This window comes from Streptomyces sp. NBC_01320, assembly GCF_035974375.1.
In the GTDB taxonomy this organism is placed as follows: Bacteria; Actinomycetota; Actinomycetes; order Streptomycetales; family Streptomycetaceae; genus Streptomyces; species Streptomyces yanii.
In genome coordinates this window covers 363,296-386,616 of the sequence record NZ_CP108390.1, presented here as the reverse complement: position 1 = coordinate 386,616, position 23,321 = coordinate 363,296, and the positions used below count along the sequence as shown (strand labels likewise).

The following is a 23,321-nucleotide window of genomic DNA, read 5'->3' as shown; positions in this document are numbered from 1 at the left end:
TCCGTACGGGTACAGCAATCGCGCGTGTAGCCCTGTAGGGCAGTCGGCATTGATGCTTGGCCGCAAGGCAGCAGGTCAGCCCGCCCACCCGATGTCACGGACCTCGATCGCTCCGGCGTGCGGCATGTACTGGATCCAGCAACGCCGGAACGCCTCCCGGATCTCCTCCACGGAGCCCGGGCCGCGGACATCGGGCCAGGCCCGAGGATCCATCCCTCTTCTTCGGAGGGAATCCCCGCCTTCAGGCGGGGAGGGAATCCGATCCTGAACCCTGCGGCGCGGAGCGCCGCAGTTTCGCTCCGGAATGCCTCGCCCGCGGAGCCGCGCTCAGTCGGGCCGCTTCTGGTTCTCGATGTAGTCCTTGACCACGTGGAGGGGTGCGCCGCCGCATGACCCCGCGAAGTAGGAGCCGGACCAGAAGCGGCCGTGCATGATGGCCTGGTTGACGTGGCCGGTGAACTCCTCTCTTCGTAGCGTGTCAGCATCTCGTCGTTGAAGACGGTCCGCCGGTATCTGGTGACTGACATCAATTGCGTGTGGAGGTGGTGGATGACGTGACGGCCGCGCCGTACGTCGGGGTTTGGTTCCCAACGTGGTGACATGAACCAATGTTACGGTTAAGGTCGATTCGAGTCGGAGGGGTGGGCTGAATGATCCGTGCGTACAAGTTCCTCATGCGGCCCACCGCCCGGCAGGAACAAGCGCTCGGTGAGATGCTGCGCGATCACTGCTCGCTCTACAACGGCGCGTTGCAAGAGCGTCGTGACGCCTACCGGCACGCCTCGAAGACGACGGTCCGATACGGGCAGCAGTCGGTGCAGCTCAAGGAGATCCGGGCGTTCGACCCGGAGCGTCAGGGCCGCTGGTCGTTCTCCTCGCAGCAGGCCACCCTGCGCCGGCTGGACAAGGCGTTTGCCGCGTTCTTCCGGCGCATCAAGGCCGGGGACAAGCCGGGCTGTCCGCGCTTTAGGGGGATCGGCCGCTTCGACACGGTGGACTTCCCCAGGGACGGTGACGGCTGCCGCTGGGATGCCACCGCGCATGACCCGGTCACCCGCGTCCGCTTTCAGGGCATCGGGCACGTCAAGGTGCACCGGCACCGGCCGGTGGTCGGCCATGTCAAGACGGTCTCGGTCAAGCGTGAGGGCAAGCGCTGGTATGTGGTCCTGACGGCCGAGCGGCCCCGGCCCGAGCCGCTGCCCGCGACCGGCAGCGTGGTCGGCATCGACCTGGGCATTGCCAACTTCCTCGCCGGCTCGAACGGCGAGTTCGTGCCCAACCCGCGTCACGGGCGAAAGGCCGCAGGGAAGCTCGAAGCAGCTCAGCAGGCACTGAGCAGGTGCAAGCGCGGAAGCAAGCGCCGCCGCAAGGCGGTAGAGGCTGTGGCACGTCTGCACCGCAAGGTGCGGTGCCAGCGCCTCGACCACGCCCACAAGACCGCCCTCGGCCTCGTGCGGGAACACGACTTCATCGCGCACGAAGACCTTAAGATCCGCAACATGAGCAAGGCCCCCGAACCGAAGCCCGACCCCGACCAGCCGGGCAGCTTCCTGCCCAACGGGGCAGCGGCCAAGGCCGGACTGAACCGCTCGATATCGGATGCCGGATGGGGGGTGTTCCTCGCGATCCTGAATGCAAAGGCTGAGAGCGCCGGGCGGGAAGTGATCGCCGTGGACCCCCGCAACACCTCCCGGCGATGCCCCGAATGCGGGCACACCGCCAAGGAGAACCGGCCCACCCAGGAGAAGTTCCACTGCGTCGCCTGTGGCCACACCGCGCACGCGGACACAGTCGGTGCTCTCAACGTTCTACGGGCCGGGCTGGTCCGTCGCGAAGCCCAACCGGCATAGCGAGAAGCCACCCCGTTCACGGGGTGGAGGAGTCACCCGCGCGACCTCCACGAGGGGGCGCACCCGCGCCGTCCGTGCCGTGCCGCGGGACGGGGCAGTCGGTCACCGGCCGCTCCGCGCCCGGTTCCCCCGCTCCGCGCTGCCTCATCCCTTGCCCCAGGCTCTACGCGCCTGGGGGTGGCGACACGGCCCGCACAGCGCCCCGCCCCGGAGTCCTGAAACTGCCTCTGAACTCGGAAAACACCTCAAGAAAGATCCGTGCAACGCCCCGTTCTGGGTCCAGCCCACACCGATGCCTCGCGTGCTTCGCTCCCGTCTCACGGCTGGGACCGGATCACCGCGGCGCAGCACAGTGCCGCGAGCGCCAAACTTGCCGCCGCCGGCCTCGCGAGGGCTGCTGCGGCGGAGGCGGGAAGGATGCGGTCGGCCGGGGGGACGGCGTCCTCCGGGTCGAAGACCATCGTGATGTGCTGGCCCGGGCGGGCGTCGGCGCCGCAGCTGCGCCAGGCTTCGTTCGGGACCGGGGTGCCGTCAAGGAGACGTACCGAGCACGAGTTCTTGACGTAGTTCCGTCCTTCGTAGCGGTGGACGTGGACTTCGGTCACCACCACCGTGCGGCTCTCGCCGCGCGCCGCCAGGACGGCCTGCGCGGTCTGGCCCGGTATCCACAAGGCGAGGAACCCGCCGAACAGGGCGACCGCACCGACCAGGACACGTCCCGCGTTCGTCGAGAGGAGATACCCGGCGGAGACCAGGGCCACGACGGCTCCGACCACCGTGCCGATCATGTCGAAACCGGTCAGCACACCCGTCACCGCGGCACCCGCGACCAGACCGGCCGTCACGACGCCCACGACGACGCCCTCCACCACCAGCCGGGCAGGCGGCCGTCCGGTGAAGTTCGCCGGGCCCCACAGGAACGCCCCGTCGTAGGACATGCTGCTCCATTCGTCGTTCAGGATTGCGCGGATGGGGTGCCGCCCGGGGCGAGTGCCGGTCATGCCCGCACCCGCACCCCGGGCGTGAGTAGTTGAGGTACAGGAAATGCCGGCGCGATTGATCCTGGCCGGTCAGCACACCGGGCGCGGGCACCGCCGGGGTTCACCGGGATTCCCGGAAGACGCCCCGGTCTTCGGGCTACGCCGCACTGGAGGCGCTGAGGCGGTCAAGGCCGAACGGCGCCTCCGCCCGAGGTCGGCGAGCCCTGACGGCCGGCTCTGGTGGGTGCCGCCGCGCGCGGCCTCGGGGCCAGTGCCGCGCGCAGCGCCGGGGTGAGGCTGTGACGGATCTCGGACGGGGTGAGGGCGGCGGGGGTGGGGAGGGGGTTGAGGTAGCGGGTGTAGATGAGGCCGCCGAGGATCGTCACCACGGCCGTGGCGCGGGCGGTCGCGTCCCGGCCGCCGAGAAATTCAACAAGCCGGGCCAGCAGCTCGCGTTCCAGGTATTCGCGGATCACCTCGGCGGCCTCGTCGCCCTGGGTGGTGAGCTGCTGGAAGTCGGCGTCCTCCCACAGGTCGGTCACCGCGTCGATCAGGCGGTCGGGGAGGGTGGCCGGGTCACCGCCGAGGACGTCGTCCACCGCCAGCGCATTGGCGCACTGGAACTGCATCACGTCCGCGAACAGGCCCTTCTTCGAGCCGAAGTGGTACGCGATCAGCGCCGGGTCGACCCCTGCGGCCCCGGCCACCGCGCGCAGGGTGGTGCTCCGGTAGCCGTGCTCCAGGAACAGCGAACGGGCCGCCGAGACGATCGACTCGCGGGTCGGCGGGTTGCCGCGGGGGCGGCCTCGGGTGCGGGTGGGGGCAGGGGCGGCGTTATTCATCAGCGTTGAGCCTGCGTTTGGTGAGCAGCACAGTCAAGGGCGTTCCGGAAACCATACGAAGGGATGACCCGACACCATGCGTATCGCAGTCTTCGGTGCCAACGGACCGACCGGCCGCCGCCTCACCGACCAGGCCCTCGCCGCCGGCCACGAGGTCGTCGCCGTGACCCGCAGACCCGGCTCCCTGCCCGCGCGGCCCGGCCTTGCCGTGGCCGTCGCCGACGCCACCGACCCGGCGGCTGTCGACGCCGCGATCGGCGGGACGGACGCCGTCCTCTCCGCGCTGGGCGCACGCTTCAGCAAGGAGACCATCACCACGTACTCGGCGAGCGCCACCGTCATCACCGGGGCCATGGCCCGCCACGGCATCAAGCGGCTGCTCGCCGTCAGCTCCAGCATCGCCGACCCGAACTGGCGCCCTACCGGCGCGCACTTCTTCAACCATGTGCTCGACCCGCTGGTGAACCGACGTCTCGGCCGCACCCTCCACGAGGACATGCGCCGCATGGAGGCCGTGATCCGTCAGACGGGCCTCGACTGGACCTTCGTCCGGCCCTCGGGCCTCTTCGAGCACCCCGTCGTCACGGACTACCACACCGCCGAGACCAGCGCCGACGGCGTCTTCACCGCCCGTGCCGACCTCGCCGCGAGCATGCTGCGCGAATTGGCGGAGCGGCGGTATGTCCGTACGGCCATGGGCGTCATCACCACGGCCGTGAAGCCGAACATCGCCAAGCTGATCTGGGACGAGGGCGTGAAGAAGAAGTGAGCCGCCCGACCTTCCAACTCCCGGTCGTCGCACGAGCGTTCCTCACCCTCCCGCACACGGCCACCCTCACCACCCTCCGCCCCGACGGCACCCCGCACGTCACCCCCGTCCGCTTCACCTTCGACGCGGCCACCGGCCTGGTCCGGGTGACCACCCGGGCGGGGGCCCGCAAGGCCCGGAACGTGGAGGCGGGCGGCCCGGCGGCCCGTGTCGCGCTCTGTCAGGCGGACGGCTTCCGCTGGATCACACTCGAAGGCCGGGCCGCGGTCACCGATGCCCCCGCGCGCCTGGCCGAGGCGGTCCGCCGCTACACCGTCCGCTATCGCGCGGACCCGCCCGCCCCGCTGGACCTGGTCGTCGTCGAGATCGCCGTCGACCGCGTCCTGAGCCTCAACCTCTGAATCCCCCGTATCGAAAGCGAAGTGACACCGCCATGCCCACCCTCCCCGTCCTCGATTCCGCCCTCTACTACCGCGAGTCCGGCGACCCCGACGGGCTGCCCTTCGTCTTCCTCCACGGCAACCCCACCTCCTCCCACCTGTGGCGGAACGTCCTGCCGGGGGTGGCCGCGCCCGGCCGCCGCCTTCTGGCCCCCGACCTCATCGGCATGGGCGACTCCGGCAAGCCCGACCTCGCCTACTCCTTCGACGACCACGCCCGCTACCTCGACGCGTGGTTCGACGCCCTCGGCCTTACCGAGGCCGTCCTCGTCGGCCACGACTGGGGCGGCGCGCTCGCCTTCGACCGCGCCGCCCGCCTCCCGGGCACCGTCCGCGGCCTCGCCTTCACCGAGACCATCATCAAGCCGCTGGTCGACGACGAATTTCCGGCAGCCGGGCGGAAGTTGTTCACCCTTCTACGCACCCCCGGGGTGGGCGAGGAGATGATCCTGGAGAAGTCGCTGTTCATTGAGGGGCTCCCGGACACACTCGCCACCCCGCTCGATCTTGCCGACCTGGAGGTCTATCGCCGCCCCTTCCCGACCCCGCACAGCCGCCGCCCGGTACTGGCATGGACGCGCATGATGCCGCTGGATGCCGAGCCCGCCGACGTCGTGGCCCGCATCGAGCAGTACGACGCCTGGCTGGCCGCCAGCCCCGAAGTCCCCAAACTGCTCGCCGCGTTCGAGCCGGGACCGGGCGCGATGACCGATCAGGGGACCGTGGCCTGGTGCGAGGAGAACATCGCGGGCCTGGAGGTCTCCCGCCACGGCCTGGCCGGCCACCACTCCCCGGAGGACCGCCCCGAGGAGCTGGCCGCGGCGATCAACGCCTGGGCCGACCGCCACGGGCTGGCACGCCAGTAGGCGTCCTCGATCACGGCGCGGCGTCACCGCCCACCCCACCGCGCAGTGAGCGACCCAGCAGGCCCGCAATCTCGCCGTCGACCTCGGCACCCGCGTCGAGTTGCTGCGCTTCGTTCTCCGCGACCGCGACAGCAAGTACACCGACTCCTTCGACGCCGTCTTCGAAGCCGAGGACACCGAGGTGCTGCTCAGCGCACCTCGGGCGCCGCGCGTGAAATGCCTACTGCGAGCGAGTAATCGGCACGATCCGGCGCGAGGCCTCGACCATATCCCGATCATGAACGAGGTCCACGCCCGACAGGTCCTCGCCGAGTATCAGGAGCACTACACCTGCCACCGGCCACACCGATCACGACACCAAAGACCACCCGAAGCCCCGGGACAGCCAGCGGTGTTGCACGATCGCGTACCCCGCAGGCTTCTGCGCACCCGCGTCCTGGGCGGGGTCATCAACGAATACCGATACGCGGCTTGAGCTGCAGCGATGGCTTTTCGAGCTCCACAGGCAAGGACTTGCGCTGCTCAACTCCAGCTCGGCGAGGGTCCGTGCGGTGGCTTGCAGGGAACCGGTTGGCCGGTGTGCGCGTCGACCACAACGCGGTCGCCTACGGGTCGTGCCAGCTTCACAGTCACTTGTTGCAACCTTGCCTGCTTGGTGCAGTGGCCGCCGTCGTCCTTACGGTGTTTGACGGAGCCCGAGAGCACCACGCTGCCCCGTGTTTCCAGTACAGCCACCACGGGGCCATCGTCGCAGGCACCGTGGAGGGCAACCACGGTCACCGAACGCCCTCCTGCGGCAATCTGGACCAGCTGATTGAGCGGATAGCCCGGGACGCCGTAGGCCCGCCCGATCGGCGGCCGGGGGAGTGGCGACGGGATGACAGCGGCCTGCTTGAGAGGGGAGGCATAGCCATTTAGGGTGAACAGCCAGGCTGGGACCACCGCCGGTCCCCGGCTGGTGGCCACACTCATCTCACCCAGCTTCGCCCCGGTCACAGTGAGGTGTGGCTTTCCGCCGGTGCGGCCCCCAGCCAGGGTCTTGTACGACTCAACCGCCCCCGCCAGCTGCCGTGTGAGCGATCCGCCTCCGATCCAAGTCACCCGGCCGTCCTTCGGCCCGGTGTCGGGTAGCGTGCCCCGCAGGACGAAGGTGTGGTCTTGGTAGGCCCGCTTGTCAGCCTGGCTCCGCAGGCCGCCGCGCGGCAGCTGGGCCACCTCGCCCATGGGGTGGTAGCCAACTCGCCACGCGGCGGCAGCGGTTGACCCGTCCCAGGCTCTGGCGACCTTGCGGGCACGGTGCGCCATCACCGCCGTGTCGCCGTCGGCATCCTTCTGGCCGCCGCAACCGGAGACGGCCCCCAAGCCGGCGGCGGACAAAGCCGCCGCAGCGAGCAGGCTCAGTGAGCGCGACGCCCGGATGCGCATGTGGACCTCCGAAAAGACGGTGACGTGGCAACTGCCCTGTTCCTGTGACGCGGCCGGGCCAGGGCAGGTTCCGCCGGTTGCGGCGGCCCGTTGTCAGTAGACCTTGAGACCAGTCTGGTTCAGCACTGTCTGCACCTTCGTGAAGTAGTTCACGTAGTTTCCGGTGGAGGAAGAGTTGCACACTGTTTCGTTGCTGCCGCCGGAGAGAAGGCCCAGGGCCGTTGCCCCGTGGAGCAGGGGTCCACCGCTGTCGCCACCTAGAGCGCTGACGTTCGACTCGATCATGCTGTAGGCCTGTTGCGAAAGTGGATCGTCTGTCAGACCTGCCTGGGATGCTCCGAGCATGGAGATGACAGTGCAGCTGACGATCGACTGCTCCGATCCGCAGAAAATGGTGGCTTTCTGGGCCGAGGCCCTGGGCTACGTGCCTGAGCCTCCGCCTGGCGGGCACGCCACGTGGCGTGCTTACTGGGCGGCGGTGGGGGTGCCCGAGGCGGAGTTGCCAGCCGGTGCCGGGGATATTCCGGAGTCCATCATCGATCCCGCGGGACGTGGACCGAGGGTATGGTTCCAGCAGGTTCCGGAGCCGAAGGTCGCCAAGAACCGGTGGCACTTCGACCTGAAGGTCGGTGGGGGCCGTGACGTCCCACTGGACGTCCGCACACAGCGGGTCAAGGCTACGGTGGAACGGCTGGTCAAAGCTGGTGCCACCGTGCTGCGGATCAAGGATGAGCCGGACATGGGGCTCTACGCCGCCGCCATGCAGGACCCCGAGGGTAACGAATTCGACGTCGTCTGAGGGCCGTTGTGACGGTGCTGGTCACAGCCACTTGTTCACGGCTGCGACCAGCACCGTCGCCTCGTAGCGGCCACTGCCCTGTGCCTTTTAAGTCGGTTGATCCCGCATTCGACCGCATGGCGCTCGCGGTGATCCACCGCATCGAAACGCGGCGGTCGGCCGCCACGGGAGCCGAGCTTCCTGCGGTTGCGGGCCTGGTCAGCCCTGTATGGGATGGTGCAGCGGATTCCACGGCGGCGCAGGTAGGCGCGGTTCTTGCGAGAGGAGTACGCCCGATCGGCGCGTACTCGATCGGGGCGGACGCGTGGCCGGCCCGATCCGATGCGGGGTACGCGGACATTCTCCAGCACGGGCTCGAATTGCGGCGAGTTGCCGCGCTGCCCGGCCGTCACCACGATGGACATGGGCTTTTGGCCCTGCTCGACAGCCACGTGCAGCTTGGTGGTGAACCCGCCACGTGAGCGTCCCAGCCCGTGATCGCGGGGCTCGGCCAGCACTCCGCCCGGTGGTTCCTTCTGTAGGTCCCCCTGCTTCCTGGCCCCTGCCGCATGCTGATGGGCACGACACACTGTGGAATCGACGCTCAGGTCCCACGTGATCCCGCCCTTCGCGTCGGCCTGGGACTGAAGTCGGGTGAGGACCCGGTGCCAGGTGCCGTCTCGTTGCCATCGGCGGAACAGATCGTAGATCCGGCCCCATCTGCCTCGAAGGCATGTACTGCCTCCCAGCCAAGAGCCGACTCCTCTCCGTCATCGACGTCGAACGCCGCACGGAGCGCCGCCAGCTCGGCAGGGTCAGCTTGATCAATGTTCATGCGGCATGGACACCACCTCGCTGTGACAACGCCCTGGACGCGTTGGTGGTCGGCGACGAACCTCGAGGAATGTGGCACGTTTCGAATGACGCTCCCCGCCAGCTGGAGCCTCGCAGTGGACTGCTGCCCGGCGCGAGGCGTATGCCAACGATCAGGGGGCGGCCAACTTCCTTGGTTGCGGTCACCGCGCGCACCAACCGCCCGACTTGAGCCGGTCCGCGATCTCGCCGTTCCTGTACTGCTCGACGTCAGGTGCACCACCGCCTGCCGGAGGGTCGTGGAAGGGCAGTCATCTCTCGTCGGACATCAGCCAGACGAACGTGGGGTCTCAAGGGATCCGGCGAAGTCGGCGAGGGCGTGAAAGTCGGCCTCGCGTAGCCCGATCCGCGGATTGACGTGCTGCAGAAGTCCAGGCCCGCGGTGGTGGGCGGTCACGTACGCATGATCGAGATCGCTTTGCTCGTCGTCCACCCAAGCGAAGGGACGACCGCCCGCGTAGTCCACCAGAGGGCCGGTCTTCCAGTGCACGCCGTCAGGGCGCTCTTGGAGCAGTGCGTCACCGAAGTCGACGAAGGGGAGATCAGGAAGACCTAGCACCGGGCCGATCCACCGGTTGGCATCGTCCATCCATGTCGTGGCCCAGCACAGCTCATAGTCGAGATGAAGCAGCGCTTCCCCATGTTCCGGGTTGAGCCAGACCCGCAAGGGCCGTCTCCTGCTCAACAGTCCGCCAGTGCTCGCGCTCTCGTAGGGCACCCTGAGCGTTGTGTAGCCCTCGGGACGTCTTTCCGGCTGCGCCGCATAGGGGTTGAGCGGCCCGTCCACGTCGAGGAACAGCAGCGGTTTTGATTGTCCTCTCCCTCTGCGGATGGTCGTCACACGGAGAACTGGGTTGAGAGGTTCCACGAGAACTTTGGTGGAGATGGCTACGAGGTGAGCGGGCACAGCGCCGTTCTGCAGGGCGCCCACGTAGTCGATGACCTCAGCGTGGGATAGCGCCGGTACCCGCTGGCGCAGGATGTGCATGGCAAAGATGCGCCCACGCTCGGCTGCGACTTCCCGGACCTCTTCGTGCAGATCGTCCACTGCGGTACGTACGACCTGGCTCCGAATGCGGACACGATAGTCGGCTTCCCACGCCCCCGTGACCGCAGAGACGACGCCGACCTGGTGCAGACCTCCGTCGACCCGGTCGATCAAGTATGGCCCGTTCCCGGCGAGCATGAAGTCCGGATTCCGGGTCCGTAGGTACTTCTCGGACGTCCACGAGATAATCCACACCAACTCGTGCTGCTCTACATGCGCAACAGCCATGCGCATCGGGTCCAAGTCCGCCGACACTTCCCTCTGATAGTCGCGCTCCAGCTGTTCTTCAACGATCCGGACTGCGGCTTCTCGCTCGATCACCCGCGCAGCATCGCTCACGGACCCGCGCGGAGACCAGCAGGTTTCTCACCCGCCGGAGCGACCGGGGCGCTGCGTTCCCGAATACGACACCTACACAACAAGTGCACTCCGACAGTACCGCTCAAGTCGCCTGGGAGCTGCCTGGAGTGCCACGACGGCACACCGGCCGACCCGAACAGCTACTCCCTGCCGCGCGGCGGGCGACGGTGCTGGGGCGGCCCATCGAGCACATCAAGGGGCCGCACATCGAGTCGCCGTGGCTCGCGATGGATCTGGTGTATCGGGCACCCTCCACCGCCCAGGCCGCGTGGGCGCTGCTCGACGACGCCAGCCGCCGGGTGCTGGAGCTGTGCCAGGACATCGCCCGGGACGCTGGCCCGCATCGCTGAGGTCGTGCGTCGCCGGTTCGGGGTCGAGTACACCCTTGCCGGGCTGGACCTGCTGCTGCACCGGATCGGCTGGAGCGTGCAGGTCCCGGCCCGCAAAGCCACCGAGCGCGACGAGGACAGGATCGGCGCCTCGAAGGACGAGCAGTGGCCCGTCATTCAACGACCAGCATCATTCCATCCCCTGGAGTCGTCGTTCCTCAGCAATCAACTCCGGCTCACAACAGGTGAATTGGAATTAGCCACCAAGATCGCGCAGGGTCTGCGCCGAGTGTGGCGGCATTCCGCCATGGCCGACATCCGCCCCACTCGGTCCGTTGATCCTGCCCGGACCCAACTGCGAGATTGGCCAGGCGGCTCAGGTGTTCTCGTGTCTGCGGGCTTGGCCGCACGTTGATGTTTCACTCCTTGGTTAGGAGCACGATGGCGCGAGGAAGACGAACAGGTGTGATTGCCACGGTGTCGGCCGTGTTGATCGCCGCGGCGCTGATTGCGCCTGCGGCCGCAGCCGCCGACCCGACCAGCCCGACTGGCTCCGAGAGTGCTGGCGCGAGCAAGGTCGAACCTGCTGATCCCGACGGGCCACAGGGGCCGGGTCGGTCGCCCGTTGCTGGGCTCGACGACCGGGCCGGGCGCGACAACCCGGATTCGATCTACAGGGCGGGGAAGACCGACGGGTTCCAGCCGCTGACCGACGAGTCGCTGTCGGATACTGCGGCCGAGAAGCTGGGCAACGCCGACACCAGGCTGCTGCAGCAGGCGCAGGCGTCGAAGAAGAAGTCTGTCACGGTGTTGATGCTGGCCCGGAAGGGCGCGACCGCGGACGTCGTCGCCGCGGTGGAGAAGGCCGGCGGGACCGTCGGGTCGGTGACCGGAAAGGTCGGCTACGTCCGGGCGACCGTCCCGACCGACAGCGTGACCACCTTGGCCGGCCTTCGGTCGGTCGCGGCGATCGACCTGAACCGGACGTACAAGATCCCGGGCCCGGAACTGGGCGCCGCGGGTGCGAGGACGGCGGCAACGAAGGCCGCGGGGCCGACCGCGCCCGGCGCGAACACGCCCGCCGACAACCCGTACCTACCGATCAACGAGACCGGCGCCGAGGCCTTCGTCAAGGACAACCCGGCCTGGGACGGGCGCGGCACGGTCGTCGGCGTGCTGGACACCGGCGTCGACGTCGAGCATCCCGCGCTACAGACGACCAGCAACGGCAAGCCCAAGATTGTCGATTGGGTAACCGAGACCGATCCGGTCACCGACCGCGACGGCAGCTGGGTGCGGATGTCCACCACCAAGACGGGTCCGACGTTCAGCTACCTGGGCAAGACCTGGACGATCCCGCAGGGCACGTTCCAGTTCGGCGTGTTCTACGAGAGTGCGACGGCCGGGAGCGACTTCGAGGGCGACCTCAACCGGGACGGCGACACCCTGGACTTCTACGGGGTTCTGTACGACCCGACCACCCACAGGATCTGGGTCGACGGCAACAACAACCAGGACCTCACCGACGAGACACCGATGGCCCCGTTCGCGGTCGACCGCCAGGTCGGCCACCTTGGGAGCGACGACCCCGCAACACCGCAGAACGAGCGCATCCCGTTCGTCGTCGAGTACCGCGAAAACGTCGATCTCTCCCCGCTCGGCGGCAGCAACGTCGGCAAGACCGCGAACTACGTGTCTATCGGGTTGTCGGTCGCCTCGCACGGCACCCATGTCGCGGGGATCACCGCCGGCACGTCGATGTTCGGCGGTCAGATGCACGGCGCCGCACCGGGCGCGCAGATCGTGTCCGCCCGCGCCTGCACTTGGGGCGGTGGCTGCACCCAAGCGGCACTGACCGAGGGCATGATCGACCTGGTCACCAATCGCCATGTCGACGTCGTCAACCTGTCCATCGGTGGGCTTCCCGCATTGAACGACGGCTCCGACGTGATCGCCGCGCTCTACGACAAGCTGATCGACAACTACGGCGTGCAGATCATCATCGCCGCCGGCAACGACGGCCTCGGCACCAACACCGTCAGCTCGCCGTCCGTGGCGGGCAAGGCCATCTCGGTCGCCGCGTCCGTCAGTTCCGACACCTGGTGGGCCGGCTACGGGTCGAAGGTCGCCACCAAGCAGGGCATCTTCGGCTTCTCCTCCCGCGGCCCCGCTGAGAACGGGGCGCTGGCACCGCAGGTGTCCGCGCCCGGCGCAGCCATCTCCTCGATCCCGATGTGGCTGTCCGGTGAAGCCGTCCCCGAGGCCGGGTATTCGCTGCCGGCCGGGTACGGCATGGCCAACGGCACCTCCATGGCGGCCCCGCAGGTCGCCGGAGCAACGGCGCTGCTGCTATCGGCCGCCAAGGCCCATTCGCTGACGGTCAGCCCGGCGGCGCTGAAGACCGCCCTGACCGGCACCGCCGACCCGATCCCCGGCGTCCCGACCGTCGCGCAGGGCGCCGGCATCATCGACACCGTCGCGGCCTGGAAGCAGCTCAGCGCTGGCATCAACACCAATGAGCTCACTGTGTCGGCTCCCGTTTGTAGTTCGCTGTCCGGCCTGCTCGCGACTCCGAAGACCGGCGTCGGCATCTACAACCGTTGTCTGCCAACGGAAGGCGGCCAGGTGACCGGTGCGCAGAAGACCTACAAGGTCAGCGTCACCCGGACCAGCGGTGCCGCCGGGAACGGCGTGCACCGGATCGGTTGGATCGGCAACGACGGCACGTTCAGCGCCCGCGCGGCAATGCCCCTGCAGCTCGGAAAGGCAGCCGATATCACGGTCACCGCGACCGCGACGACCTCCGGCATGCACAGCGCGATCCTGACCATTGATGACCCGGCGACGGGCGGCATCGACCAGTTCGTCGCCGTCACCGTGCTGGCGACCAAACCGCTGGCCAAACCCGACTACGCGGTCACCAGTTCCGGCACGCTCAACCGAACCGGAACCACCTCGCTGCTGGTGCCCGTTCCCAAGGGCGTCGAAGCACTGCAGATGACCCTGGGCGGGCTCGCCGACGGCAGCCAGGTCCGCGCATTGCCCATCGACCCCGACGGCATGCCCGCAGACTCCAACGCCAGTTACCACTGCTACACCAACTACACCGACCCGGCGAACTGCAACGCCACCGCACGACCGGTGTACCGACCCAAACCCGGCATCTGGGAGTTCGTGATCGAGTCTCGCAGGACGTCTCCGGTCGAACAGAACCCGTACACAGCGACGGTTTCGCTGCAGGGCATGTCGTTCGATCCGGGGACCGTCACAGTCGACAAGGTGACGATGAACTCGCCGACGAATGTCGGCTCGACGGGGACGAACACCTTTGGCCCCGCGACCGCCCACGTCGCAACTGGCGAGATCGGCGATGTCCGCAATTTGTTCTCGACGGTCTCGCAAGGCGAAATCACGTCCAACATGCTCTATGTTCCACGTCAGACGACCCGGCTCGACGTGACGCTGACGCCCAGAGACGCTGCCGATCTGGACTTCTATGTGTACTTCAACGGCAGGCCGATAGACCAGAGCACCACGACCGGGGACTCGCCCGAGCACATCGTCATCGATGACCCACAACCGGGTACGTACTTCATCGTGGTCGCGGGAGTCGCCGTGTCCGGAGACAACGTCACGTTCGACTACCACCAAGAGATGTACTCGAAGGGCCTCGGCACGATTACGCCGAAATCCGACGCGAAGTACACGGTTGCCACGGGCCAGTCGATGCCGGTCGACGGGGCAATGATCGTCAGCGCTCGGCAGTTGACCAAGGATCCCATGGTCGGCCGGGTCCGAGTGGCCAACGAGTACGGCACGATCATCGGGGCGGCGGACGTCACGATCGCCACTGTCGATGTCCCCAAACTCGATCTGGTCGCGTGGGCCCCGCCATTCGTCGGCGCGGCTCTCAATGAGAGCGGCGTAGTCGCGGGGGATCGCCAGTACAACTCCAGGATGACGCCGACCATCTGGACGGCCGCCGACGGGTTCACCAACCTGGATCTTGCCGGGGGCAGGTACGGGTCGGCTTTGGACCTGAATGACGGCCAGATCGCCGTCGGTATCGCGACGGACAGTGCATTGCATACTCTCCCCGCCCAATGGGCCAAGGATGGATCGCTCACCGTGCTCGGCGTCCCGGATTGGCGGCCCTATTCCAGCGGCTACGCGACCGCCGTGAATAACAAGGGGGTGGTCACCGGATTCTCCGAAGCAATCGTCAAGGAGTCTGACGGCAAGAACCACAGCTACAGTGACGGGTTCGTGCGGACGCCGGATGGGACGTTCAGCAAGCTGGCCCACCTGTCCTCGGATCTGACGGGAACCCAGCCGCGCGCCATCAACGATGCCGGAATGATCGTCGGTGCCTCGCACACCGATGGCCATGTGCCGCACGCGGTCACCTGGGATGCGACGTCAGGTGTTACTCAGGATCTCGGCACGCTTCCGGGACAGCATTCGGCCCAGGCAAACGACGTGAACGCCTCCGGGACCATCGTGGGGACCAGCGGTGACGACGCGTTCGTGTGGACCAAGGCCGGCGGAATGCACCGCCTTGCCGACTACGGATACAACGCGACCGGCGAGAAAGTCACCGACGACGGGTGGATCCTCGGAACTGTCGAACTTTTCCCGGACGTCGCGGTGTCGGCGATGTGGGACCCGCAGGGACGACTCTGGGACCTGTCCGGCATGGTGCCGCTCTCTGCCGGTGATCGATTCACGCCGACCTACAGCTTCGACATCAACGATCACCACCAGCTAATGGTCTACGGCGAGGGCGGCCCGAACGCCGCCTGGTCCAGCTCGGTGATGCTGAGGATCCCGGCAGGTCTGGGCAACTAGGCCCCGGCGCCACCTCGTCCCGTCGAGCCACCGCAGTCGGTGGCTCGACGGGACGAAGGCGTTCAAAGCCAGCCCCGGTCCCGCGCGTGCCAGCCAAGCAACACCCGGGAATCGGTGCCGGCCAGATCCATCAGCCTGCGGACCCTGCGCTGCATGGTCCGCAGGCTGATCCCCAGTCGGGCAGCGACCGCGGCATCGGTGTACCCAGCCAGCAACAGCATCAGGACCTCCCGGTCCGCCGGGTCGGCGAGATCCTTCGGCGATGCCAAGTTCGGATCGACCCTACGGCCGGGGACCTCCCGCAGTTGCATGGCCGACCGCCACAGGTTCTCGAAGCTGAACACCAGACAGTCCAGCAGCCCCCCCCCCGGCGCGCACCACCGCGATCTCCGAGTGCGCGTGCCCACCCTCGTCGAGCTGCACGATCGCAATCGAATCGTCGACGATCAGCAGCTTCGCCGGTAACGACTGCACCATGCGGATCTCCTGTCCCCGATCCAGGGAGGCGACCAGGTCCTTCTCCGCGGTGGGCTCATCCAGCACGGTCCGTTCGATGATGATCCGCTCACGCAGACCACGGCCGGCGACCTCGCGTTCGGTGTCAGTTTCGGAGATCCCGAAAACCGCGAACGGTGGTTTCGCGAACATCCGGAACTGCTCCTTGGCGGACAGCAACAGGCCATTGAGCCAGCTGCCGATCTCGCTGCGACCCCGAACGATCTCGATGCCGTTCGACAGCTGCACCTCGCGCGCCCTCCGGCGGCCTTCATTGAGAAGACCTTGAAACTGAGGGTGAATCGTGAGAAGTCGAAGGCGTGCCCCATCTGGTGGACGTCACTCCTGGGATTCGGGTACTACCTCGCCAAAGGGCAGGTGAAGATCCGGGTGGACCGGAAGGCCGTGAGACGGCTAAAGTCCACCGTTCGGCGAGTCACCTCCCGGACGTGGGGCGTATCGATGGCCCACAGGATGGACAAACTCAACCGTTTCTCGGTCGGCTGGGTGGCCTACTTCAGTCTCTCCGACAGCCTTCGGGTTTTCGAGGAGATTGATCACTGGACCCGCCGCAGGCTACGGCAGGCCCAGTGGGTGCAGTGGAAGACCAGTCAGCGCAAGAACTCCATGCTCCAGAAGCTCGGTTACGAATTTGGAGACCAGGAGCAAGGCGTTGCAGTGCAACGCAAGCGATACTGGCGGGCCTCCCACCTGAAACCACTGGAAATCGCTATGAATAAAGCCTATTGGGATGCGCAGGGCTACAAGTCGTTCAAGGGCTCGTGGTCCCGCCTGAAGCTCGCCTGAGATCAGCTGGACGAACCGCCGGATGCGGGCCCGCATGTCCGGTGGTGTGGGGGCGGGCCGGGCAAACCGGCCCGCCTACCCGATCGTCAACCAGGCCCACCTGCCGCAACCCACCGATCGCCGCTTCGATGCCCTCGACCGAGATCCCCAGCAGGCCGGCGAGATCCGGCCCGAGCGCCGGTCCGCCGGAGACCAACGCCCGATAGACCCGCTCGGCCGTCGCGTCGACATCGACCCCGATGAGTGAGCTCAGCGGGGAGGGGCGACTGGGGTCGGGCATGGCGCGAACTATACGTCCGTTACCGAACTGCTGGGTGATAGATGGGCTCCCTCAGATACGTAGCCCCAGCACAGGCATTGTCAACTTGTTGGTGTGCGGTTGCTTGAGGGTGTGCGGGGGTGTGCTGGGCTTGGTTTCCGCCTCTGGTTCAGGCCTCGGTGGGCATGGCGGTAGTGCCGGTGATCTCGTTCCAGGTTCCGAAGCGGTGGCGCATCTCGGTGCGGTAGCCGTGGCGGTCGTCCGGTGGCGGCGGGGCCGGAAGTGCGGTGAGATCTGGCTGAACGCGGACAGGAACCTCTGGGCCCTTCGCGATCGTCGCACGCGCGATCTGACTGCCGACCTCGCCCGCACCGATGATGCCGATGACGGTCATGGTTCCTTTGCCTCACTTTCTGCTGGGACTGCTGCCTCGCCGGATGTGTGCAGCCGCAGTACTCAGATCTGGTTCAGGCCTCCGTCGACGTACACGGCGTCGACGTCGCCCCACCGGCGGGGCGACGCCCATCGCCGAGATCAACCCGCCGGGCGAACCCGAGCAGAAGGAGCGGCTTCCGCCGCCTCCTGGAAATCGGCGATGTCCCCGCCGTACTCCCTCGCCCAGTTCGTCAGGACCTCGATGGGCTCGATGAGGGTCCGGCCGAGGTCGGTGAGGCTGTATTCGACCCGCCGCGGCGCTTCGGCATGGCGGTCGACCAGGCCGTACTGCTGGAGTCGGCGCAGCGTCTGAGTAAGGACCTTGCGTGAGACGCCGCCGATGAGGTCGACGAGCTCACCGTGCCTGCGAGGCTTCTGGCTGAGCCCGAAGAGCGCGAGCACGGCCCATTTGTCAGAGATGATTTCGACCGCCAGACGCGTGGGGCAGTCGGCGAGGGAGGTTGCTCCGTCCACGTTCTGCATGAAGGTCGAAGGTACCAGGAGGTAACCCACGGCTCCGTAGCGTCTTCCTCGAGCAACCAACCAGCACCGGATGCGGAGGAGTCACCATGCCACGAGTCGTTGTGTTCGACGAGTTCGGCGGGCCGGAGGTCATGCAGGTCGTCGAGGAGCCCGTCGTCGAGCCCGCAGCCGACGAGGTCCGGGTCAGGATGGAGGCGTTCGCCGTCAACCCGCTCGACCAGATGATGCGTTCCGGCACCTCGCCCGCACCCGTCCCCCTGCCGCACGCTCGCCTCGGTGTCGAAGGAACCGGCGTCCTCGACGCGCTGGGCCCCGAGACCGCCGGGCTGAAGATCGGCGATCCGGTCATCCTCACGGCCGTTCCGGACGCGAGCGCCCGAGGCAGCTACGCCGAATACACCACGATCCCCGCAAGCCGGGTCGTCGCCCGGCCGGCCGGGCTCGGAATCACGGAGGCAGCGGCGATCTGGGTCGCCTACTCCACCGCCTACGGCGCGCTCGTCGAGAAGGCGAGGATCCGACCCGGCGACCACGTCCTCATCACCGCTGCGTCCGGCGCCGTCGGCCGGGCGGCGATGCAGATCGCCAATCAGATCGGTGCCGCGCCCATCGCCGTCACTCGGCACACCGCGAGGAAGGACGAGCTGCTCGCCGCCGGCGCCGCCGCGGTCGTCGCCACCGACCACACGGACATCGCCGAAGCCGTCGACCACCACACCGGCGGGACCGGCGCGGACATCGTCCTCGACCTTGTCATGGGCCCCGGCCAGCAGGATCTCCTGAAGGCGGCCCGCCCCGGCGGAACACTGGTCGCCGCAGGCTTCCTGGACCCGCGGCCCACGCCCTTCCCGGGAGGCCCACCGCTCACGATCTTCAGCTATCGGAGCTTCGAGCACACCCTCGACCCCGTCGTGGTGAAGCGTATGGCGGCCTTCCTGAACGCGGGCGTGCGCCTCGGTGCACTGCGGCCCGCCGTCGACGACAAGGTGTTCTCCCTTGACGACGTCGTCGAGGCACACCGCCACCTCGAAAAGGGGCTGCACGCCGGGAAGAAGATCGTCGTGACGGCCTTCTGAGGCCGTGCCGGCTCAGGACGTGGCGGATACCAGGCCGATCCGGTAGGCGAGGACGACGGCTTGGACGCGGTCGCGCAGGTCGAGTTTGGTCAGGATCCGCGACACATAGGTCTTGACCGTCTCGGGCGTGATGAACATCGCCGCGGCGATCTCCGCGTTCGACAGTCCCTCGGCGATCAGTTGGAGCGCTTCCAGTTCGCGGACGGTCAGCGCGCTCATGACTTCCTCCCTGGCCGGCCGGGAGGTGTCCGCCGGGCGCAGCCGTTCGGCGAAATGGCCGATGAGGTGGCGGGTGACGGCCGGTGCGAGCAGTGCCTCGCCCCGGGCGACCGTCCGGATGCCGCCCACCAACTCCGCAGGGGGCGAGTCCTTGAGGAGGAAGCCGCTCGCCCCGGCTCGGAACGCGTCGTAGACGTAGGCGTCGACGTTGAAGGTGGTGACGACCAGTACCTTCGGTGGTGCCACGGCGTCGGGGCCGGCCAGCCGACGGGTCGCCTCGATGCCGTCCAGCAGGGGCATTCGGATGTCCATCACGACCACGTCGGGGCGTAGTTGCTGCGTGGCCTGGACTGCGGCGTGCCCGTTCTCGGCCTCCCCGACGACCTCCAGGTCGGGCTGGGCGGAGAAGATGGTGACATAGCCGGTGCGCACCAATGCCTGGTCGTCGCAGACGAGTACGCGGATCGGCGGCGGCGCATCGCTCATGGGTCACTCCTGCGCGGGCTGGGTGGGGATCACGGCACGGACACGGAACCCGCCGTCGGGCCGGGGTCCGGCCACCAGTTCACCATCGAGCATCCGCACCCGTTCACGCAGCCCCGTCAGGCCTCGTCCGCCACCACGGCCCACCTTTCGGGCAGCGGGTGCGGACGCCGGGGAGGGGGCGGATCCTTCGGTGGCCACCTCGATCTCGATGTGCTCGTCACCGTGCTGGACCAGGACCCGTGTTCGCTGCCCGACCGCGTGCTTCATCGCGTTGGTAAGCGCCTCCTGCACCACGCGATACGCGGCCAGTTCCACGTCCACGCTCTGCGCTGGCCACTCGCCCCGCTCGGTGAACTCGACGGGCTGGCCCGACATGCGTGCCTGCGCGACCAGGTCCCCCACCTTTCCCAGGGTGGGTGCCCGGTCCGCGGAGGCGGACTGACCGGTCGCCTCCAGCACGCCGAGCAGGTACCGCAGTTCGGTGAGCGCCCGGCGACCGGTGTCGCTGACAGCTGTCAGACTGTCACCGGCGCGTTCCGGCGCGGACGTGAGCAGGAACTGCGCCGCGTCGGCCTGGACCACCATGGCCGTCACATGGTGGGTCACCACGTCGTGCAGTTCACGCGCGATGCGTGCGCGCTCGGCGGCCGCGGCCACCTCGGCGGCCAGCCGCCGCCGCTCGGCCTCCTCCGCCCGACGCCTGCGTACGCCGCTGCCCACCAGCCAGACCCCGGCCAGAACCAGAGAGAACGCAAGGTAGTCCGGGATCCGCTCCGGTGAGCCGAGGCGGTGCAGGACGACCGCCAGCACGGCGTAGCCCGCGCTCGCCGCGGCGGCGAGAGCGCGGCGGAAGGAGACCTGGTGGGCTCCGGCGGAGTACAGGGCCGCATAGAGCCCGACAGTCCCGAACGTCGCCGGACAGCCCATGGCCTGATGCACCGCGAAGGCGCAGCCGACGACGGCGAGGCAGGCCGCGGGCCGTCGGGTGCGTACCGCCAGCGGCAGGGTCTGCGCCAGGGTCAGCCCGATACTCGAAGGGCTTGACGGGTGATCAGGCAGGCCGCCGATCTGCGCCCCGATCTGCGACAGGGTCGGTACGAAGGCCAGCACGGTGAGAACCAGCGCGAGAACGCCGTCCTTGACGGATTGCTGACGCCCCGTCAACCAACCGAGCGGCCTCCGCAGCAACAGTGGTCTCCGAGACCACCTGAGCATCATCACTTCCGTCTCCGTTCCGTTCCGGTCAGCCGGGGGCGGTGCCGCGCGCAGAGCTCAGCGGGCGACGTGCTGACAGGGCAGCAGACCGCCCCGCCGGTGAGCGAGGACGAACATCGGGACCGTCAGCGCCACACCGATGAGGACGGTAACGATCGACGCCTCCAGACCGAAACTGCCGCCGGTCAGCAGGCCCGAACCGCTGACGTGCACGGACAGCAGCCCCTTGGCGGTGTTGCCCGAGACCGGGATGCCGAGCAGCTGCTCGGTGGCGTTCCAGGCGAAGTGCAGACCCGCGACGAACCAGATGCTGCGCCGCCACAGGAACGCCGCTCCGAGCAGCACGCCCGCCTCGAGGGCGATCGCCAGTGCGCTCCACGCGGTGGCACCGGGGTTGGCCAGGTGCGCGGCGCCGAAGAGCAGCGCGGTGATCGCGACAGCGGCACGGCTGCCGAACAGCCGCTCCAGGGCTTGCAGGGCGAGGCCGCGGAACATCAGCTCCTCCGTGACCACCGCGCCCGCCGACACGGCGGCCGCGGACGCCACGACGGAGAAGAAACCGTTTCCGGCCCAGGAGAACGAGTAGCCTCCGAACGCCGTGATCACCAGGGCGGATACGAGGATGAAGCCCAGGCCGATCCCGCCGCCGAGCAAGGCCTCCCGCACGGCCCCGCGCCGGGCGATCTCCGGCATCGGCCGTCGCGCGACGAAGCGCATGACCGCCCAGTAGACAGCCACCGCAACGGCCGCTCCCAGCACCGGCACCGGTCCGGGGCCGGTCGCGGTCGCAGCCGAGACCGCGCCGACGCCGGCGATTCCGATCAGCATCCAGCCGAGCGAAGAGCGGCAGATCAGGCCGAGGCGGCCGCCGCTCGGACCGGAGACGCCGCTCGGACCGGAGGCATCGCTCGGGCCGGAGACGTCCGCAAGCCGGTCGTGGCCCGCCTCGTGGCGCGTGGTGGATGACGTGTGCATCATGGCCTCCCCTTGGTAGTCGGCCGCCCAGGCGGCGACCCGACGACCACGCTAGGAACACCGCGACATCCGCGATTCACCCGCGAGCGGACGGCGCCGGTAGCTCTCACGGGGGATGCGCCTACGACCAGGCCGGGAACGTCACCTCCATCCAGGACCCCTCCACCCTCGGCGGCACCAGCAAGCCCGACTACCAGTGCTTCACCTACGACGGCCAGCGGCGCCTGAGCCGGGTGTGTCAATTTAACGGCTGATCTTGGTTGTTGAGTTGGTCAGTGGTCGGTGGGGGTCAGGCGGCCCTCGAAGGCGACCTGGAAAGCGCTCAAGGGCGCCTTCCAGCGCATGGTCCACCGCTTGCGGCCCTTGCCGGTCAGGTCCAGGTTCATCAGCGCCATGTAGACGCACTTGAGCGCCGCGGCCTGGCGGATGCTCTCCGGTCCATCCGTCGATGACGGCGCGAGCTTGGACGCAGTGATGGCGGAGGAACAGCAACGTCTCAGACGGTGTTGTCAAGTTGCTGTTCCGGCAGGCGAGTTGAGGTGTGCTGAAGGTGATTCGGCCGGGCCGGAGGCATCCTGGTCAGGCGGTCGTGAGGGCTCCCGTGACGGTCTTCCAGATGCGGAACCGTTCGGCCATCTCGGCGCGATAGTCACTCGCTGTGATCAGATGGCGTCGGGGCCGGAAGTGGCTGGAGATCCGGCTGAAGGCGGCAAGGAACCTCTGGGCCGCTCCGCTGGAGCGGAAGCCCTTCATAGCGCGCTCGCGCTGCCTCGTGGGCTGATGACTGCTCTCGGCCCTGTCCCTGGTGGCGGGGCCCTCCACGACCTGCCGTGGCGCGCCGTCCGCAGAACCTCGTTCGCCCGCTTGAGCTGGGCGTTTTCCTTGCGCAGCGCCGCGAGTTCCGCTCGCTCGTCGGTGGTCAGCCGATCGTCACGCTCGCCGGCGTCCGCCTCGGCCTGCCGGATCCAGCCGCGCAGGGCCTCGGGGTGGACACCGAGGTCGATGGCGAGCTTCTTGATCTGCGGCTTGGGGTCCGCGGTGCGATACATCCGCACTGCACGGTCACGCAACTCGAGCGAGTATTTCCTGGGGCAGCCATGGTCGATGTTCCTAATTCGTGTGTAGGCGGTTCCAGATCAGCTCGTGGGTGAGCTGCTGGACTGTTGAAGCGGGTTGGGTTCGTAGCGGCCGCGTGGGCACCGGGCAGACTCCTGTCGGTTCCCGGCCCGTCGAGGCCTTATGAGAGAACGGTGGCGCCCGGTGTCTTCGGGCCGCTGCGGAACCCAACCCGGCCTCCCGTACGTAGATCGTTGTGGTGTGAGCCCGTCGCAGGGCGACCTCTTCGCTTCCTCCCGAGCCGCCGAGCTCTTCGTAAGACGGAGGCCCCTGCGGTGCGCTGGTGCCGCGAACGGCTAGTGAGATGGCGGACCGAAGAGTCCTGGAATTAGGTCGCCGCGTGGCCC

At 68.1% G+C, this 23,321-nt stretch carries 24 protein-coding genes and 8 pseudogenes; 13 read left to right on the top strand and 19 right to left on the bottom strand.

The genetic code is table 11. The features are described 5' to 3' along the window. Positions 1-75: 75 nt before the first annotated feature. Positions 76-213, bottom strand: a pseudogene (locus OG395_RS02040) (hypothetical protein); the annotation flags it as partial. A 114-nt stretch (positions 214-327) separates the two neighbouring features. After that, positions 328-417 (bottom strand): annotated as a pseudogene (locus tag OG395_RS02035) (transposase); the annotation flags it as partial. Between the two features lie 233 nt (positions 418-650). On the opposite strand from OG395_RS02035, the gene OG395_RS02030 reads away from it, so the two are divergent. Further along, entirely contained in the window at positions 651-1,850 is a 1,200-nt protein-coding gene (locus OG395_RS02030) for an RNA-guided endonuclease InsQ/TnpB family protein (RefSeq protein WP_327241318.1), read from the top strand. Between the two features lie 317 nt (positions 1,851-2,167). On the opposite strand, the gene OG395_RS02025 is transcribed toward OG395_RS02030, so the two are convergent. Both OG395_RS02025 and OG395_RS02020 read right to left on the bottom strand, forming a co-directional pair. Then, on the bottom strand, positions 2,168-2,851 hold the full coding sequence (locus OG395_RS02025) for a hypothetical protein (protein ID WP_327241317.1): 684 nt from the start codon (positions 2,849-2,851) through the stop codon (positions 2,168-2,170). Positions 2,852-3,015: 164 nt separating this feature from the next. Continuing rightward, complete coding sequence (locus OG395_RS02020) at positions 3,016-3,672, bottom strand: TetR/AcrR family transcriptional regulator (RefSeq protein WP_327241316.1); 657 nt, start codon at positions 3,670-3,672, stop codon at positions 3,016-3,018. A gap of 76 nt (positions 3,673-3,748) precedes the next feature. Here OG395_RS02020 and OG395_RS02015 point away from each other — a divergent pair, with 76 nt between their 5' ends. From OG395_RS02015 to OG395_RS02000, 4 genes are all read left to right on the top strand, one after another. Next, positions 3,749-4,441, top strand: a complete 693-nt coding sequence (locus OG395_RS02015; RefSeq protein ID WP_266977703.1) for an NAD(P)-dependent oxidoreductase — start codon at positions 3,749-3,751, stop codon at positions 4,439-4,441. After that, positions 4,438-4,842: a pyridoxamine 5'-phosphate oxidase family protein gene (locus tag OG395_RS02010; RefSeq protein ID WP_327241315.1), complete on the top strand. Its 405-nt coding sequence runs from the start codon at positions 4,438-4,440 to the stop codon at positions 4,840-4,842. The genes OG395_RS02015 and OG395_RS02010 overlap by 4 nt, the downstream gene beginning before the upstream one ends. Beyond that, positions 4,839-5,747: a haloalkane dehalogenase gene (locus OG395_RS02005; protein ID WP_327249229.1), complete on the top strand. Its 909-nt coding sequence runs from the start codon at positions 4,839-4,841 to the stop codon at positions 5,745-5,747. The genes OG395_RS02010 and OG395_RS02005 overlap by 4 nt, the downstream gene beginning before the upstream one ends. Before the next feature lie 100 nt (positions 5,748-5,847). Then, positions 5,848-6,222 carry an integrase gene (locus tag OG395_RS02000; protein ID WP_327241314.1) on the top strand — a complete coding sequence of 125 codons (375 nt, stop codon included), beginning with the start codon at positions 5,848-5,850 and terminating at the stop codon, positions 6,220-6,222. A 47-nt stretch (positions 6,223-6,269) separates the two neighbouring features. Here OG395_RS02000 and OG395_RS01995 read toward each other — a convergent pair whose 3' ends face one another. Beyond that, positions 6,270-7,172 carry a hypothetical protein gene (locus OG395_RS01995; protein ID WP_327241313.1) on the bottom strand — a complete coding sequence of 301 codons (903 nt, stop codon included), beginning with the start codon at positions 7,170-7,172 and terminating at the stop codon, positions 6,270-6,272. Between the two features lie 93 nt (positions 7,173-7,265). Further along, positions 7,266-7,457 carry a trypsin-like serine protease gene (locus OG395_RS01990; protein ID WP_376346587.1) on the bottom strand — a complete coding sequence of 64 codons (192 nt, stop codon included), beginning with the start codon at positions 7,455-7,457 and terminating at the stop codon, positions 7,266-7,268. 58 nt (positions 7,458-7,515) lie between these two features. Between OG395_RS01990 and OG395_RS01985 the strand changes: the two genes are divergently transcribed. Beyond that, positions 7,516-7,971 carry a VOC family protein gene (locus OG395_RS01985; RefSeq protein ID WP_327241312.1) on the top strand — a complete coding sequence of 152 codons (456 nt, stop codon included), beginning with the start codon at positions 7,516-7,518 and terminating at the stop codon, positions 7,969-7,971. 21 nt (positions 7,972-7,992) lie between these two features. Here the strand turns inward: OG395_RS01985 and OG395_RS01980 are convergent. Continuing rightward, positions 7,993-8,675: pseudogene (locus OG395_RS01980) on the bottom strand (IS5 family transposase); the annotation flags it as partial. A gap of 211 nt (positions 8,676-8,886) precedes the next feature. On the opposite strand from OG395_RS01980, the pseudogene OG395_RS01970 reads away from it, so the two are divergent. Next, a pseudogene (locus tag OG395_RS01970) lies at positions 8,887-8,986 on the top strand (HNH endonuclease); the annotation flags it as partial. Positions 8,987-9,091: 105 nt separating this feature from the next. Here the strand turns inward: OG395_RS01970 and OG395_RS01965 are convergent. Further along, positions 9,092-9,655: a hypothetical protein gene (locus OG395_RS01965; protein WP_327249227.1), complete on the bottom strand. Its 564-nt coding sequence runs from the start codon at positions 9,653-9,655 to the stop codon at positions 9,092-9,094. 270 nt (positions 9,656-9,925) lie between these two features. Next, a pseudogene (locus tag OG395_RS01960) lies at positions 9,926-10,192 on the bottom strand (YrhB domain-containing protein); the annotation flags it as partial. A 146-nt stretch (positions 10,193-10,338) separates the two neighbouring features. On the opposite strand from OG395_RS01960, the gene OG395_RS01955 reads away from it, so the two are divergent. From OG395_RS01955 to OG395_RS01945, 3 genes and pseudogenes are all read left to right on the top strand, one after another. Then, entirely contained in the window at positions 10,339-10,581 is a 243-nt protein-coding gene (locus OG395_RS01955) for a hypothetical protein (RefSeq protein WP_327241311.1), read from the top strand. Continuing rightward, positions 10,520-10,753: pseudogene (locus OG395_RS57960) on the top strand (helix-turn-helix domain-containing protein); the annotation flags it as partial. The gene OG395_RS01955 and the pseudogene OG395_RS57960, both read left to right, overlap by 62 nt. 293 nt (positions 10,754-11,046) lie before the next feature. Continuing rightward, entirely contained in the window at positions 11,047-15,408 is a 4,362-nt protein-coding gene (locus tag OG395_RS01945; protein WP_327241309.1) for a S8 family serine peptidase, read from the top strand. Positions 15,409-15,470: 62 nt separating this feature from the next. Here OG395_RS01945 and OG395_RS01940 read toward each other — a convergent pair whose 3' ends face one another. Together OG395_RS01940 and OG395_RS01935 are read right to left on the bottom strand one after the other, a co-directional pair. Then, complete coding sequence (locus OG395_RS01940) at positions 15,471-15,677, bottom strand: helix-turn-helix domain-containing protein (RefSeq protein ID WP_327241308.1); 207 nt, start codon at positions 15,675-15,677, stop codon at positions 15,471-15,473. Between the two features lie 13 nt (positions 15,678-15,690). Next, positions 15,691-16,152 (bottom strand): hypothetical protein, encoded by a 462-nt coding sequence (locus tag OG395_RS01935; protein ID WP_327241307.1) that lies wholly within the window; start codon positions 16,150-16,152, stop codon positions 15,691-15,693. A gap of 36 nt (positions 16,153-16,188) precedes the next feature. Between OG395_RS01935 and OG395_RS01930 the strand changes: the two genes are divergently transcribed. Both OG395_RS01930 and OG395_RS01925 read left to right on the top strand, forming a co-directional pair. Further along, entirely contained in the window at positions 16,189-16,710 is a 522-nt protein-coding gene (locus OG395_RS01930) for a group II intron maturase-specific domain-containing protein (RefSeq protein ID WP_327241306.1), read from the top strand. Positions 16,711-16,732: 22 nt separating this feature from the next. Beyond that, positions 16,733-16,957 (top strand): hypothetical protein, encoded by a 225-nt coding sequence (locus OG395_RS01925; protein ID WP_327241305.1) that lies wholly within the window; start codon positions 16,733-16,735, stop codon positions 16,955-16,957. Positions 16,958-17,138: 181 nt separating this feature from the next. On the opposite strand, the gene OG395_RS01920 is transcribed toward OG395_RS01925, so the two are convergent. Both OG395_RS01920 and OG395_RS01915 read right to left on the bottom strand, forming a co-directional pair. Continuing rightward, positions 17,139-17,363 (bottom strand): hypothetical protein, encoded by a 225-nt coding sequence (locus OG395_RS01920; RefSeq protein ID WP_442818499.1) that lies wholly within the window; start codon positions 17,361-17,363, stop codon positions 17,139-17,141. A 140-nt stretch (positions 17,364-17,503) separates the two neighbouring features. Beyond that, positions 17,504-17,887: a winged helix-turn-helix transcriptional regulator gene (locus tag OG395_RS01915; RefSeq protein ID WP_327241304.1), complete on the bottom strand. Its 384-nt coding sequence runs from the start codon at positions 17,885-17,887 to the stop codon at positions 17,504-17,506. An 86-nt stretch (positions 17,888-17,973) separates the two neighbouring features. On the opposite strand from OG395_RS01915, the gene OG395_RS01910 reads away from it, so the two are divergent. Further along, positions 17,974-18,963: a zinc-dependent alcohol dehydrogenase family protein gene (locus OG395_RS01910; protein ID WP_327241303.1), complete on the top strand. Its 990-nt coding sequence runs from the start codon at positions 17,974-17,976 to the stop codon at positions 18,961-18,963. 12 nt (positions 18,964-18,975) lie between these two features. Here OG395_RS01910 and OG395_RS01905 read toward each other — a convergent pair whose 3' ends face one another. From OG395_RS01905 to OG395_RS01880, 6 genes and pseudogenes are all read right to left on the bottom strand, one after another. After that, on the bottom strand, positions 18,976-19,668 hold the full coding sequence (locus OG395_RS01905) for a response regulator transcription factor (RefSeq protein ID WP_327241302.1): 693 nt from the start codon (positions 19,666-19,668) through the stop codon (positions 18,976-18,978). A gap of 3 nt (positions 19,669-19,671) precedes the next feature. Further along, positions 19,672-20,883, bottom strand: a complete 1,212-nt coding sequence (locus OG395_RS01900) for a sensor histidine kinase (RefSeq protein WP_442818727.1) — start codon at positions 20,881-20,883, stop codon at positions 19,672-19,674. A gap of 57 nt (positions 20,884-20,940) precedes the next feature. Further along, entirely contained in the window at positions 20,941-21,861 is a 921-nt protein-coding gene (locus tag OG395_RS01895) for a CPBP family intramembrane glutamic endopeptidase (RefSeq protein WP_327241300.1), read from the bottom strand. 269 nt (positions 21,862-22,130) lie between these two features. Next, positions 22,131-22,280, bottom strand: a pseudogene (locus OG395_RS01890) (IS256 family transposase); the annotation flags it as partial. A gap of 157 nt (positions 22,281-22,437) precedes the next feature. After that, positions 22,438-22,659 (bottom strand): annotated as a pseudogene (locus tag OG395_RS01885) (IS6 family transposase); the annotation flags it as partial. Further along, positions 22,608-22,907, bottom strand: a complete 300-nt coding sequence (locus OG395_RS01880) for a transposase (protein WP_442818498.1) — start codon at positions 22,905-22,907, stop codon at positions 22,608-22,610. The pseudogene OG395_RS01885 and the gene OG395_RS01880, both read right to left, overlap by 52 nt. Positions 22,908-23,321: the final 414 nt, after the last annotated feature.

Coding starts and splice junctions, on each gene's coding strand:
- OG395_RS02030 (WP_327241318.1), top strand. CDS start 651: ATGATCCGTGCGTACAAGTTCCTCATGCGGCCCACCGCCCGGCAGGAA.
- OG395_RS02025 (WP_327241317.1), bottom strand. CDS start 2,851: ATGACCGGCACTCGCCCCGGGCGGCACCCCATCCGCGCAATCCTGAAC.
- OG395_RS02020 (WP_327241316.1), bottom strand. CDS start 3,672: ATGAATAACGCCGCCCCTGCCCCCACCCGCACCCGAGGCCGCCCCCGC.
- OG395_RS02015 (WP_266977703.1), top strand. CDS start 3,749: ATGCGTATCGCAGTCTTCGGTGCCAACGGACCGACCGGCCGCCGCCTC.
- OG395_RS01995 (WP_327241313.1), bottom strand. CDS start 7,172: ATGCGCATCCGGGCGTCGCGCTCACTGAGCCTGCTCGCTGCGGCGGCT.
- OG395_RS01990 (WP_376346587.1), bottom strand. CDS start 7,457: ATGATCGAGTCGAACGTCAGCGCTCTAGGTGGCGACAGCGGTGGACCC.
- OG395_RS01985 (WP_327241312.1), top strand. CDS start 7,516: ATGGAGATGACAGTGCAGCTGACGATCGACTGCTCCGATCCGCAGAAA.
- OG395_RS01925 (WP_327241305.1), top strand. CDS start 16,733: ATGCGGGCCCGCATGTCCGGTGGTGTGGGGGCGGGCCGGGCAAACCGG.
- OG395_RS01920 (WP_442818499.1), bottom strand. CDS start 17,363: ATGACCGTCATCGGCATCATCGGTGCGGGCGAGGTCGGCAGTCAGATC.
- OG395_RS01915 (WP_327241304.1), bottom strand. CDS start 17,887: ATGCAGAACGTGGACGGAGCAACCTCCCTCGCCGACTGCCCCACGCGT.
- OG395_RS01910 (WP_327241303.1), top strand. CDS start 17,974: ATGCCACGAGTCGTTGTGTTCGACGAGTTCGGCGGGCCGGAGGTCATG.
- OG395_RS01905 (WP_327241302.1), bottom strand. CDS start 19,668: ATGAGCGATGCGCCGCCGCCGATCCGCGTACTCGTCTGCGACGACCAG.
- OG395_RS01900 (WP_442818727.1), bottom strand. CDS start 20,883: ATGCTCAGGTGGTCTCGGAGACCACTGTTGCTGCGGAGGCCGCTCGGT.
- OG395_RS01895 (WP_327241300.1), bottom strand. CDS start 21,861: ATGATGCACACGTCATCCACCACGCGCCACGAGGCGGGCCACGACCGG.
- OG395_RS01880 (WP_442818498.1), bottom strand. CDS start 22,907: ATGTATCGCACCGCGGACCCCAAGCCGCAGATCAAGAAGCTCGCCATC.